This is a genomic window from Geodermatophilus sp. URMC 61 (assembly GCF_052931555.1).
The window spans coordinates 5,330,515-5,343,063 of record NZ_JBRFHZ010000002.1 but is presented as its reverse complement, the minus strand read 5'-3'; the positions used below and the strand labels follow the sequence as shown (position 1 = coordinate 5,343,063).

Here is a 12,549-nt window from a genome sequence, read left to right as displayed (position 1 = left end):
CCTGCAGCACCCGCGGTCCACGCGGAACCCCGGCAACGCCAGGCGGGACGTCAGATCACGTCGCGTCGGGGTCGAACGGGGGCGGGGCGGCGTGGTCGCGGGTGCGGGCCGCCGCGGCGGCCACCGTGGTCGCGGCCGTGGCCCCGGAGGCGCGCGGCGGCGCGTCGTCGTCGGCGAACAGCTGGTTCCGGATGAAGGTCCGCGGGTGGTACTGGCGCAGGTCGAGGTCGCGCAGCTTGGCCAGGTCGTCGCCCAGGGACTCGTCGACCTGGGCCCGGACGCCGGTGATCGCGGCGCGCACCTTCTTCAGCCCGGCGGCGGCGTCCTTGGCCAGGTCCGGGAGCCGGTCGGGCCCGAAGATGAACAGCGCGGCGAGGGCGAGGACGACGATCTCGCCCCAGCCGATCGAGTCGAACACGCGCCGCTCCCCTCCTCGTGCGCCCGGTCCGGCCGTCACGCGTGTCCAGCCTAGGCTGCGCCCCCGCCGCGGTCAGTGCCCCGATCTGAGGGACTCCGTCCCGGGTCCCGCCGCCCCTGCAGGGTCCCGTCGGCCCCATCCTGAGCCTGCGAAGGGGTGGGGAGGAGGGGTGCTTCCTCAGGCCTCGTCGAGGGTGGCCTCGACCGTCGTCGAGGAGCTCCCCCGCACCACCTCGAGGCTGATCGTCTCCCCCGGGTCGTGGGCGTCGACGGCCACGACCAGCTCCTCGGAGCTGCCGACCGGCTCTCCCTCGACGGCGATGACGACGTCCTGCTCCCGGATGCCGGCCTCGGCCGCCGCGCTGCCCGGCTCGACGTTGACCACCAGCGCGCCGTCCCGGGTGCCGTCGGTGACCGAGCGGGCGTTGACCCCCAGGGAGGCGTGCACCGCGCGCCCGGTCGAGATCAGCTGCTCGGAGATGTCGCGCACGGTGTCGACCGGGATGGCGAAGCCGAGGCCGACGCTGCCGCCGCCGAGCGAGGCGATCGCGGTGTTGATGCCGATGACCTCGCCGGCGCCGTTGACCAGCGCACCGCCGGAGTTGCCCGGGTTGATCGGGGCGTCGGTCTGCACCGCGCTGATCACCGCGTTGGTGTCGCTGCCCTCGCCGGCCAGCCGCACCGGCCGGTCCAGCGCGCTGACGATGCCGCTGGTCACCGTGCTGGCCAGGCCCAGGGGCGAGCCGATCGCGACGACCGGGTCGCCGACGACGACCCCGTCGGACCTGCCCAGCGCGGCGGTGAGCAGGCCGGGCTTCTCCACCTTGAGGACGGCGAGGTCGCTGGCCGGGTCACGGCCGACGATGCGCGCCGCCGACCCGCTGCCGTCGGAGAAGACGGCCCGGATCTCGGCGCCCTCGACGCCGTCGGCGCCGGAGATGACGTGGTTGTTGGTGACGATGTAGCCGTTCGCGCCGTCGATGACGACCCCGGACCCGGTGGCACCGGCCTCGCCGATGCGGACCTCGACCGAGACCACGGCCGGGGTGACCCGCGAGGCGATGTCGGACACCGAGCCCGGCTCGCGGGCGATCCCCTCGTCGGTCTCGCTGAGCTGGGTGCCCGGGGCCAGCAGCGGCGACTCGTCGGCGGTGCGGGTCAGCCAGTAGCCGGCAGCGCCGCCGACCAGCCCGGTCAGGAGCACCGCGAGCAGGGCGAGGACCGCCAGCCGGATCGACACGTCGGCCAGCCGCAGCCGCCGGCGCCCCTTGGCGTCCACGACGACGGGGCCGGTCTGCTGCTCGGGCTCCTCGAACACGGCCGGGCCGGTGAGGCCGGCCGGGGCGTGCGGGTCGCGCCACGGGTCGGAGCGCGCGTCGGACTTCCACCACGGGCCGGTGGCGGTGCGCCGCCGTCCGGGCCGGCCGCCGGGTGGCTCCTGCAGGCCGCCCTGGCCGGGTGCCGGGGCGAAGGCGCGCAGCACCGCCTCGGGCGGCGGGGGCGGCAGCGGGCGGGCCGGCGGGAGCGGCCGGTCACCGGCGAAGCCGCCCTGCACGGCGGCGGGCCGCCCGAAGGCGGCCTGCTGGGCGGGGGTGGGCGCGGGTGTCCGCGCCGGCGCGGGCTGCGGGCGGGGTGGCGGGTCGAAGCCGCCGACGCCGTCCCGCGGCCGCGCGAAGGCCTCGTCGGGCACGGTCGGCTCGGAGCGGCCGTCCCCGCCGGGGGTGCGGGGGACGCCGGAGCTGTGCGGGTCCAGCGGGTCCTCCCCGGACGGGGTGCCGGCGCGGCTGGTCAGGGCGTCCCGCCCGGGTGCGCGGGAGGTGCGACGCCGGTGCCGATGGTCGTGGTGCGGACCACCGGCGGGACGATCTCGGTGCGCTCCTCGAACGAGCCGCGGGCCACCGAGTCCGGCGACGGGCCGGTGCCGTCGGAGCTGTCGATCGGGAGGTTCAACGCCAGGGCGGTCACCCCGATGCCGAGGACGCCGAGCACGCCGACGAAGCCGCGGCGCAGCCAGCGGGCGTGCCCGGGCCGGTCGCTGTCGGCCGGGGCCGGGGTCAGCGGCACCGACCACGAGCCGGTGGCGCCGCTGACGGTGAGCTGGCCGGGATCGGCGCTCATCGCGCCGAGCCCGCTGCCGGTGCCGGGCACGTCGGCGGTGAACGGGATGGCGCGCAGCCGGGACAGCAGGTCACCGGGGACGGCGACGTCGGACGAGGCGTGCAGCGCCTCCTTGGCCTCCCGCTGCGCCTGCACCGCCATCCGGCACTGTGCGCAGCCGGTCAGGTGCCGCGCGGCCCGGGCGGCCGGACCACCGCCGAGCTCGCCGTCCACGAGAGCGGCGATGGCCTCCTGGGCCAGGTGGCTCTCCGGGATGTTCACCCCGCGCTCCCCTCCGCGACGGCGTCCTGGCTGCTCAGCGGTCGGCGCGGGGCCAGGTGCGCGAGCGCCTCGCGCAGCTGGACGCGGCCGCGGTGGATGCGGCTGCGCACCGTGCCGAGCTTGATGCCCAGGGTCGCCGCGATCTCCTCGTAGGTCAGCCCCTCGATGTCGCAGAGGACGACGGCCACGCGGAACTCCGGGGAGAGCGCGTCGAGCGCGGCCTGTACCTGCGGGTCGAGGTGGGTGTCCGAGTAGACCTGCTCGGGGCTGGGCGCCGTCCCGGGCAGTCGCTCGGTGTCCTCGGGCAGGGCGTCGAACCGGATGCGCTGCCGGCGCCGCACCATGTCGAGGAAGAGGTTGGTGGTGATGCGGTGCAGCCAGCCCTCGAAGGTGCCCGGCGAGAAGTCGGCGAGCGAGCGGAAGACCCGGACGAACGTCTCCTGGGTCAGGTCCTCGGCGTCCTGCGGGTTGCCCGAGAGCCGGTAGGCCAGCCGGTACACGCGCGCGGAGTGGTCGCGGACGACCTGTTCCCAGGTCGGTGCGACCCACGCCTCGGTTGCGGCGGGGGCGGGGTCGGCGGCGTCGGACACGGTCCCAGGATCGCAGACCGGAGCCGTCGTCGACCCCCCGACGTCGGCGGGTCGGGCGGGGGCGGCTCTCTCAGGGCGCACGATGGTTCCAACGGGCCGGGCTCGGGGTGGTGTTCCCGTTCACAGGGACCTCACAGCTGTGCCGGCAGCGGGGTGGGGACACCCCGGGCCACTACCCTCGGCCGGTGATGAGCGCCTCGAGGACGACGGGCGAGCGAGCATCGCAGCGAGGTGCCCGGAGCCGAGCGCGAGTGAGCATCGCAGCGAGCGCGGGCGAGCGAGGAGCGGAGCGGGCGGGGAGGCGACTGACGGCGTCGAGCCAGGAGCGGGACGAGCCCGGAGCAGAGCGGTGAGCACCGAGGCACCCGGGCGGGACGGCGCGGCCTACGCCGACCGCTTCGCCGCCGAGACGCCCGCGCTGATCTCGGCCCGGGCCCGCGCGGCGCGGCTGACCGGCGCGCCGCCCGTGACGCCGGCGGAGGGCGCCACCCTCGCCGTCCTGGCCGCCGGGGCCGCGGCCCGCACGGTGGTGTCGATCGGCAGCGGCGGCGGTGTCGCCGGGCTGTGGCTGCTGGAGGGCATGCGCCCCGACGGCGTCCTGACCGTGCTCGACAGCGACGCCGAGGCGCTGCGTGCCACCCGCCGGGCGTTCGCGGAGGCCGGCCACCCGCCCGGTCGCACCCGGATGATCTTCGGCACGACCGGGGAGGTCCTCCCCCGCCTCTCCTCGGGGGCCTACGACATGGTGGTCTGCGCCGGGGCGCCCACCCAGTACGCCGTGCACCTGGACGCGCTGGTCGAACTCGTCCGGGTCGGCGGGACGGTGGCGTGCCACGGGCTCCTGGACGGTGACCGGATCGCCGATCCCCGCGCCCGCGACGACCAGACGGCGGCCTGGCGGGACGTCGCCCGCGCCGTCCGCGAGCACGAGGACCTGACCTCCGCCGTCCTACCGATCGGCGCGGGCCTGCTCGTCGCCACCCGGCGCCGCTGAAGGAGCAGGACCTCCCTGCCCTCGCCGCGGCCCCGTCCCGGGGCTCGTCCCGAGCCCGGACGGCCCCCCTCGGAGGCTCGCCCCGAGCTTACGAGGGGTGAGGAGAGCGGGGTCCTTCCCGAGGAGGACGCGGTCCGTCTACTGCAGGGAGGTCGGTGTCAGCGGAACGGGTACTCCGCGACCGGCGCCCACGGCCCGCCGAGGTAGCGCCACAGGCCCAGGCCGCGCGCGCCGACCCGGTGCGGCACGAACTCCGCGGCCAACCGGTCCCGCAGCGCCCGGGCGACGGCCGGCTCCACCTTGTTCTGCACCGTCACGTGCGGCGCGTGCCGCTGCCCGTCCTGCGGCGTGAGCCACGGCTCCCAGGCGGCCGCCAGCCCGGCGCGCAGCGCGGTCAGCTCCGGCGCCTGCAGCGTGTAGGCCACACCGCGGCCGAGCAGACGCAGGCCGGTGACGGCGACGTCGAACGCCGGGCAGCGCGCCGCGTCCGCGAGGTCGGCCGACACCGCGTCGACGTGGTCCCCGGGCAGCGCGTGGAACAGCGTCACGTGCGCGGAGAGGTGGTTGCGCTCGACCGGGAAGTGCGCCGCGCGCAGCCGGTCGAACCGCTCCTGGGCCTCGGGGTCCAGGAGCAGCGTGACGATCAGCGGCGACGTGCTGGAACGGCCCTCGTGCAGGGGCCCGGCCCGAGCGGAGCGAGGGTCGGGGGGCACGAGGGTCCCTTGTCAGCGCTGGGCGCGGACGCCCTTGCCGAGGACGGTCACGTCGCCGGAGCTGACGTGGTAGCGCTCGCGGTCGGCGGCGAGGTCGACGCCGATGCGGGTCCAGTCCGGGACGACGACGTTCTTGTCCAGGATGGCCCGCCGGACGTAGGCGCCCTCGCCGACGTACACGCCGTCCATGAGCACGCTGTCCTCGACCCGCGCCCCCCGCTCGACGCGTACCCCGGGCGAGATCACCGAGTTGTGCACCGAGCCGCCGCCGATGATGGCGCCGGCACTGACCATCGACTCCTCGGCCCGCCCGCCGAGCACGAACTTCGCCGGCGGCTGCTGCGGCGGCAGGGTGAGGATCGGCCAGCGGTCGTTGTAGAGGTTGAAGACCGGGGTGACCGACACCAGGTCCAGGTGCGCGTCGAAGTAGGCATCGATCGTCCCGACGTCACGCCAGTAGCCGTGGTCGCGCTCGGTGGCCCCGGGGACGATGTTGGTCGAGAAGTCGTAGACGTAGGCGTCCCCCGCGTCGGCGAGCATCGGCATGATCGAGCCACCCATGTCGTGCACCGACTGCTCGTCCTCGGCGTCCTTGCGCAGCGCCTCGAGCAGGGCCTCGGTGGTGAACACGTAGTTGCCCATGGAGGCGAAGCTCTCCTCGGGCGAGTCCGGCAGGCCGGGTGGGTCGGCCGGCTTCTCCAGGAAGCCACGCACCTTGCCCTCGGCGTCGGAGTCGATCACTCCGAACTCGGTCGCCTCGGCACGCGGCACCCGCAGGCCGGCGATGGTGACGCCCGCGCCGCTGCGCAGGTGCTGGTCGATCATCTGGCCCGGGTCCATCCGGTACACGTGGTCGGCCCCGAAGACGACGACGATGTCCGGTCGCGCGTCGTAGATCAGGTTGAGGCTCTGGAAGATCGCGTCGGCGCTGCCGGTGTACCAGCGCGGGCCGAGCCGCTGCTGCGCCGGCACCGGGGTGATGTAGTTGCCCAGCATCTGCGAGAGCCGCCACGTCGTGGTGATGTGCCGGTCGAGGCTGTGGCTCTTGTACTGCGTGAGCACCGCGATCTGCCGGATCTCGGCGTTCACCAGGTTGGACAGGACGAAGTCGATGAGCCGGTAGTTGCCGCCGAAGGGCACCGCCGGCTTGGCCCGGTCCTGCGTCAGGGGGGCCAACCGCTTGCCCTCACCGCCGGCCAGGACGATGCCGAGAACACGAGGACCGCCACGCATGAGTCGCAACGTATCCGCTGACCGGCGCGGGCGCTCCACCACGCTGCGCGCCAATCACCCCTAGGGTGACCGGCGTGCGCATCGGCATGGTGACCCGGGAGTGGCCGCCGGACGTCTACGGCGGCGCAGGCGTGCACGTGGAGCACCTCGCGGCGGCGCTGCGCGCGCTGCCCGACGGGCCCGACCTCGACGTCCACTGCTTCGGCGGCCCACGGGCGGACGCGACCGGGCACGAGGTCCCCGCCGGGCTGCAGGGCGCCAACGGCGCGCTGCAGGCGCTGGGGGTGGACGTGGAGATCGCCGGGGCGCTGGCCGACGTCGACCTGGTGCACAGCCACACCTGGTACGCCAACGGCGCGGGCCTGTTCGCCTCGCTGGTGCACGGCACCCCGCACGTGGTGACGGCGCACTCGCTCGAGCCGCGCCGGCCGTGGAAGGCCGACCAGCTCGGCGGCGGCTACCGACTCTCCTCCTGGGTGGAGCGCACCGCCTACCTCGCCGCCGACGGCGTCATCGCGGTCAGCCACGGCATGCGCGACGACGTGCTCGACGCCTACCCCGACCTCGACCCGGCCCGCGTGCACGTCGTCGGCAACGGGGTGGACGCCGAGGCCTACCGGCCGGTGCACGACCCCGGCGTCGTCCGCTCGCTGGGCGTGGACCCCGACCGGCCCTATGCGCTGTTCGTCGGCCGGATCACCCGGCAGAAGGGCGTGGTCCACCTGCTGCGGGCGGCCGAGCAGCTGTCCGCCGACGCGGGGCTGGTGCTGTGCGCCGGCGCCGCGGACACCCCGGCCGAGCGGCAGCAGGTCGCCGACGCGGTGGCCGAGCTGCAGTCCCGGCGGGACGGCGTGGTGTGGATCGAGGCGATGCTGCCGCGCGAGCAGCTGGTGCCGCTGATCACCGGCGCGACGGTGTTCGTCGTCCCCTCGGTGTACGAGCCGCTGGGCATCGTGAACCTGGAGGCCGCGGCGTGCGGCACCGCGGTCGTCGCCAGCGCCGTGGGCGGCATCCCCGAGGTGGTCGCCGACGGGGTGACCGGCCTGCTGGTGCCCTACGACCCCGACGACGTCCCCGCCTTCGAGGCGGGCCTCGCCGCGCGCGTCACCGAACTGCTGCACGACCCGGACCGGGCCGCCCGCATGGGCGCGGCGGGCCGGGAGCGGGTGCTGGCCGAGTTCGGCTGGCCGGCGATCGCCAAGCAGACCGTGGACGTCTACCGCGCGGTGATCGCAGCCCGGGGCTGAAGCAGGACCCCTGCCTCCCGCCACTCGCGAGCTCGCGGCGGGCCCCTGCAGGGGGCCACGGGCATCCCGGGATGATCGGGTCCCGGCGCGCCGCCCGGGCTGCGCCGGGGAGGAGAGCAGCTCGTGTCGCAGGCCGTCGCGCCCGTCGTCCAGGTCGGGCTGGTGGCCGCACTGGGGGCTCCGGCCGAGCTGGCCGGCTGGCTGGCCGGAGAGCTCGGCGGCGAGCTCGCCGCGGCGCACCCGCAGGTGCGCTGGGAGGTCCGGGCCGTCGAGGACGGGCTGGTGCAGCCCCCCGCCGACGACGACGAGATCGTCGCGGCCACCCGCCGGCGGCTGCTCACCGAGGACTGGGACCTCGCCCTGGCGCTCACCGACGTCCCGCTGGAGGTCGACCGTCGGCCGGTGGTCGGCTCGGCCAGCCCGGTGCACGGCGTGGCCCTGCTGTCGCTGCCGGCGCTGGGCGCGCTGGGGCTGCGCAGGCGGGCGCTGCAGACCGCGCTCGGACTGGTGCGCACCCTGATGGGCAGCGGCGAGGACGGCGACGCCGACGACCACGCCGCGATGGGACGGCGGCTGCGCGAGCTGGCCACCGACCCGGCCGACGGCAGCGCCGGGGTGGCCTTCACCGCCCGCGTGCTCACCGGCAACCTGCGACTGCTGCTCGGCATGGTGCGGGCCAACCGGCCGTAGCGGCTGGCCGTGCGGCTCTCCCGCGCGCTCACGGCGGCGATCGCGGCCGGCGTCTTCGCCCTCATCACCTCCGACATCTTGGCGCTGGCCGACAACTCCGGCTGGCCGCGGCTGACGGTCATCGCCGTCGGCTCGGTGGTCGCCGTCGTGGTCACCCTCGTGGTCGGCGCGGGGCTGTGGGAGCGGCCGCGCTCACCCCGGGTGCGCAAGCAGGTGCTGCTGTTCAACGTGGCGACCACCGCCACCGTCGTCGTCGGCGTCCTGGCCCTCTACGCCGTGCTGTTCGTGCTCGCCCTCGCCGGCGCGCTGCTGCTCGTCGTCGCTCCGCTGTTCGCCGAGGGCCTGGGGCACCCCGCCCGCCTGTCGGACTACCTCGAGCTGGCCTGGCTGACCTGCTCGCTGGCGACGGTGGGCGGCGCCCTCGGTGCGGGGCTGGAGTCCGACGACGCGGTGCGCGAGGCGGCCTACACCTACCGGTCGGAGCAGCCGGCGCACTGATCCGGGGCCCCGGCACCCCGGCACCCCCCATTGCCCCGGGGAGGCGGATGATCGTGCTCGTGTCGTCGATCGCCGAGCGCTTCCGCCTCGCGTTGGAGGACGTCCGCGAGCCCGGTCTCGCCGTTCCCGAGCTGCTCCCGGTACAGCTGGCGCGCGCCTGCGCCCGGACGCTCGGCGTGGACGCGGCGGGGCTGAGCGTGACCGCCGGCGAGCAGGGTCGGGCCCCACTCGGGGCCAGTTCGCCGACCGCCGACCTCGCCGAGCGGCTGCAGTTCACCGCCGGCGACGGCCCGTGCGAGACCGCCCACCGGCTCCAGGAGCCGGTGTTCGCGGCGTTCGCCGACCTGCAGCGCCGCTGGCCGGCGTTCGCGCGGCTGCTGGCCCAGCACACGCCGTACCGGGCGGTGGTCGCCCTCCCCATCGGCGAGACGCTGGCCGGCCCCGGCGCCATGGACCTGTTCTTCACCGACGAGCGCGCCGTTCCCGAGCTCGACGTCTTCGAGGCCATGGCCGTGGGCGACCTGGCCTGCGCGGCACTCGGGGACGCCGCCGTCTGGGCGGAGTGGTCACCGCAGGGCGGCCCGGCGTGGCTGCACGGTCCGACGGCGCAGGGTCGCGGGCGGGTGTGGACGGCGATGGGCCGGGTCGCCATGGCGCAGCACCTGAGCGCACCGGCAGCCCTGGACGTGCTGCGCTGCGCGGCCCGGGCCGCGGACCGCACGGTCGACGACCTCGCCGGTGACGTCGTCGCCGGCCGGATCGACCCCGCTGGCCTCGGGCAGCCGGACGGTTCCTCGCCGACCGCCCGCAGTTGACCGGCGACATCACGCTGGGTCACCGCCCGGTTCCGGTCGGCCCCCTGGGTTGGGGGTCCGCCACCCCCGGGGTCGGGCTGTCCCCGTCCGAGCACCCGTCGGCACACTGACCAGGTGCCGCGGGACGGGCACCGCGGCCGCCGACCGGCCGCGGGGACACGACCACGGCGGCGCGGACCGGAGGAGGCGACGCGTGATCACGGTGCTGCTCGCGGACGACCACGCGTTCGTCCGCGACTCCCTGGTCGAGCTGCTCAGCGCCAGCGGTGACCTCACCGTGGTGGCCGAGTGCGAGGACGGCGCGCAGGTGCTCGACGCCGCCCGGCGCACCCGACCCGACGTCGTCCTCCTGGACCTGGCCATGCCCCGGGTCACCGGGCTGCAGGCGGCCCGCGAACTGCTCGACGAGCGCCCGGAGTCGCGGATCGTCGTCCTCACCGGCTCACTGACCCCGGGCCTGGTGCGGGAGGCCCGGGAGATCGGCGTCGTGGGCTACCTGCTCAAGGACGACGATCCCGGCGCACTGCCCGGGCACGTGCGCACGGTGGCCGCCGGCGGCACCGCCTGGAGTGACGCGGCCACCGCCGCGACCGCCGGCGACTGATCCCACCGATCGGTAGCCGCGGCCACTCCCTCGTACGGGTGAGCGAGCCTGCACGGAGAGGCACTGGATCTGTAACGCAGCGTCGCGACGCGCAGAGACGTGACCGGGGCCACCGAGGATCTCGCTCCCTTGGGGGTGTACGGCCCCTGGCCAGGCGAGCGGATGTCGGGTCCCATGATCCTGCTCCCCCGCAGCGGCGGGCCGGGGCACGGGGATGATCACGGGGGTTCTGATGACGCTTGCCCATGTGGCGCGGCCGACCGACCTGGTGCGTGTCCTGGTGGTCGACGACCACCGCACCTTCGCCGAGCTCCTCTCGGGAGCCCTGGCCTCCGCCGGGATGGACGCGGTCGGCACCGCCCACTCGGCGGCGCAGGCGGTCGCCATGGCACAGGAGCTGCAGCCCGACATCGTCGTGATGGACATCGAGATGCCCCGTCAGGACGGGCTGGCCGCCACCCGCCGCATCCGCGAGCTCGCGCCGGACGCCGTCGTCGCCGTGGTCACCGCCCACCGTGACCCCGACTGGGTCGTCCGGGCCGCGCAGGCCGGGGCCTCGGCGTTCATCCCGAAGGACGGCTCGCTGGCCGAGATGATCGACGTCCTCTCCCGGGTGCAGCCCGGACAGATGCTCGTCGCGCCGTCCACCTTCGCGAGTGGGGCGCCCCGCGCCGCCTCGGCCGGCAGCCGGGGCACGGTGCCGCAGCTGACCCGGCGCGAGCAGGAGGTCCTCGACTGCCTCGGCCGCGGGATGCAGGTCAAGGCCATCGCCCGGGTCCTCGGCATCACCCTGGAGACCTGCCGCGGCTACGTGAAGTCGCTGCATGCCAAGCTCGGTGTCCGTTCCCAGCTGGAGGCGGTCGTCAAGGCCCAGCAGCTGGGGCTCCTCGGCGCCGTGGATGAGCGCTGAGCCCGGCTCCTCCCCCACCCCGGGACCCGCTCCCGCCCGTCGCCGTACCCCCTGGGGCCGCGAGCTGGCCGCCTTCTGCGCGGTCGCGCTGCTGGTCCTGCTCGCCGTCTCGGCGGGCACGGTCTGGCTGAGTGAGCGGATCGCGCAGGACAACGCGCTCGAGGAGGCCGAGGGCGGCGCGGAGCGGCTCGGCGAGCTGCTCGTCGCCCCGGTGCTCACCGAGGCACTGGCCGGGGTCCCCGGGCGGTGGGAGGAGCTCGACCGGATCGTCCAGCACCGGATGAACGACGGGTCGGTGATCCGGATGGTCGTCTGGCGGGCGACCGGCGAGATCGTCTACTCCAGCGACCCCGGGCAGCGGGGCCGGACCATCGCGCCGTCGGACGGCCTGGTGGCCGCGGTCGGCGGCGCGACGGTCTCCGAGGTCGACGACCGACCCGAGACGACGCCCGCCGGCGGACCGCAGACGCTGCTGGAGGTCTACACACCGCTGACCGCCGCCGGTGAGCAGCTGGTCTTCGAGGCGTACTTCTCCTACGACGGCATCGACCGGCAGGCGGCGCGGCTGCGCGGCCGGATCATCCCGATGGCCATCGGCGCGCTCGTCGTCCTGCAGCTGGTCCAGGTGCCGATCGCGGCGTCACTGGCCCGCCGCGTGCGCCGCCAGGAGGCCGAGCGGACCGCGCTCGTGCAGCGCAACGTCGAGGCCTCCGAACGCGAGCGGCGGGCCATCGCCGCCGACGTGCACGACGGGCCGGTGCAGGACCTCGCCGGGGTCAGCTACGCCCTCTCGGCCCTGCGCAACAGCGTGCCCGCGGAGCGACAGCCGACCGTCGACAAGCTGGTGGGTGCGGTCCGGCACGCCGTCCAGTCGCTGCGCCGGCTGATGGTCGACATCTACCCGCCCGACCTCAGCGGGCCGGGTCTGAGCGTGGCGATCGCCGACGCCGCCGAGCCGCTGCGCGCCGCCGGCGTCGAGGTGCTCATGGACGCCGCCCCGCTGCCGGGGACCGCGCCGGACGCGACCGCCGTGCTCTACCGCACGGCCAAGGAGGCCCTGGCCAACGTCGCCCACCACGCCCGGGCCAAGCGCACCTGGATCACCCTCGAGGAGACCGAGCTGCGCGGCGCACCGGCGGTGCGCCTGGAGATCGCCGACGACGGGGTCGGTTTCCCGGCGTCCACCGACAAGCGCAGGGAGGGCCACCTGGGGCTGTCGCTGCTCCGGGACCGGGTGGTCGACCTCGGGGGCACCGTCACGCTGGGTGACCGGCCCGGTGGCGGCGCGATGCTGACCGTTGTGCTGCCACTGCACCACGGACAGTGACGCCACGAGCGGCTGACCTGCGCGAACCCCCCAAATGCGGGAGCCCCCCGCCCCCCTCGTTCCGGCTGTGACGGGGGCGGGCGACGAGGGAGTGTTCCTCCACCGATCACCAGAGGTGAGTGAGGAGCACCC

General features: G+C 75.5%; 14 protein-coding genes. 8 read left to right on the top strand and 6 right to left on the bottom strand.

The window, feature by feature from the left end; genetic code table 11:
• Positions 1–55 precede the first annotated feature (55 nt).
• The 4 genes from ACU610_RS25115 to sigE form a co-directional block, all read right to left on the bottom strand.
• Positions 56–418: a twin-arginine translocase TatA/TatE family subunit gene (locus tag ACU610_RS25115; RefSeq protein ID WP_446770406.1), complete on the bottom strand. Its 363-nt coding sequence runs from the start codon at positions 416–418 to the stop codon at positions 56–58.
• A gap of 177 nt (positions 419–595) precedes the next feature.
• Positions 596–2,107, bottom strand: coding sequence for a S1C family serine protease (locus ACU610_RS25110; RefSeq protein ID WP_446770405.1), 1,512 nt, complete (start codon positions 2,105–2,107; stop codon positions 596–598).
• 98 nt (positions 2,108–2,205) lie between these two features.
• Positions 2,206–2,796: an anti-sigma factor family protein gene (locus ACU610_RS25105; protein WP_446770404.1), complete on the bottom strand. Its 591-nt coding sequence runs from the start codon at positions 2,794–2,796 to the stop codon at positions 2,206–2,208.
• Complete coding sequence (sigE, locus tag ACU610_RS25100; RefSeq protein WP_446770403.1) at positions 2,793–3,386, bottom strand: RNA polymerase sigma factor SigE; 594 nt, start codon at positions 3,384–3,386, stop codon at positions 2,793–2,795. Before sigE ends, ACU610_RS25105 begins: the two co-directional genes overlap by 4 nt.
• A 349-nt stretch (positions 3,387–3,735) precedes the next feature.
• Here sigE and ACU610_RS25095 point away from each other — a divergent pair, with 349 nt between their 5' ends.
• Positions 3,736–4,380, top strand: coding sequence for an O-methyltransferase (locus ACU610_RS25095; RefSeq protein WP_446770402.1), 645 nt, complete (start codon positions 3,736–3,738; stop codon positions 4,378–4,380).
• A gap of 158 nt (positions 4,381–4,538) precedes the next feature.
• Here ACU610_RS25095 and ACU610_RS25090 read toward each other — a convergent pair whose 3' ends face one another.
• Together ACU610_RS25090 and glgC are read right to left on the bottom strand one after the other, a co-directional pair.
• A complete protein-coding gene (locus ACU610_RS25090; RefSeq protein ID WP_446770401.1) occupies positions 4,539–5,093 on the bottom strand; it encodes a 2'-5' RNA ligase family protein in 555 nt (184 codons plus the stop codon).
• 12 nt (positions 5,094–5,105) lie between these two features.
• Positions 5,106–6,326, bottom strand: a complete 1,221-nt coding sequence (gene glgC, locus ACU610_RS25085; RefSeq protein WP_446770400.1) for a glucose-1-phosphate adenylyltransferase — start codon at positions 6,324–6,326, stop codon at positions 5,106–5,108.
• A 74-nt stretch (positions 6,327–6,400) separates the two neighbouring features.
• Here glgC and glgA point away from each other — a divergent pair, with 74 nt between their 5' ends.
• From glgA to ACU610_RS25050, 7 genes are all read left to right on the top strand, one after another.
• On the top strand, positions 6,401–7,573 hold the full coding sequence (glgA, locus tag ACU610_RS25080) for a glycogen synthase (protein ID WP_446770399.1): 1,173 nt from the start codon (positions 6,401–6,403) through the stop codon (positions 7,571–7,573).
• A gap of 123 nt (positions 7,574–7,696) precedes the next feature.
• A complete protein-coding gene (locus ACU610_RS25075) occupies positions 7,697–8,263 on the top strand; it encodes a hypothetical protein (RefSeq protein ID WP_446770398.1) in 567 nt (188 codons plus the stop codon).
• Positions 8,264–8,272: 9 nt separating this feature from the next.
• Complete coding sequence (locus tag ACU610_RS25070) at positions 8,273–8,761, top strand: hypothetical protein (RefSeq protein ID WP_446770397.1); 489 nt, start codon at positions 8,273–8,275, stop codon at positions 8,759–8,761.
• 47 nt (positions 8,762–8,808) lie between these two features.
• Complete coding sequence (locus ACU610_RS25065) at positions 8,809–9,576, top strand: GAF domain-containing protein (protein WP_446770396.1); 768 nt, start codon at positions 8,809–8,811, stop codon at positions 9,574–9,576.
• A 193-nt stretch (positions 9,577–9,769) separates the two neighbouring features.
• Positions 9,770–10,180 carry a response regulator gene (locus ACU610_RS25060; protein ID WP_446770395.1) on the top strand — a complete coding sequence of 137 codons (411 nt, stop codon included), beginning with the start codon at positions 9,770–9,772 and terminating at the stop codon, positions 10,178–10,180.
• A gap of 232 nt (positions 10,181–10,412) precedes the next feature.
• Complete coding sequence (locus ACU610_RS25055; protein ID WP_446770394.1) at positions 10,413–11,090, top strand: response regulator; 678 nt, start codon at positions 10,413–10,415, stop codon at positions 11,088–11,090.
• On the top strand, positions 11,080–12,417 hold the full coding sequence (locus ACU610_RS25050) for a sensor histidine kinase (protein WP_446770393.1): 1,338 nt from the start codon (positions 11,080–11,082) through the stop codon (positions 12,415–12,417). The genes ACU610_RS25055 and ACU610_RS25050 overlap by 11 nt, the downstream gene beginning before the upstream one ends.
• Positions 12,418–12,549: the final 132 nt, after the last annotated feature.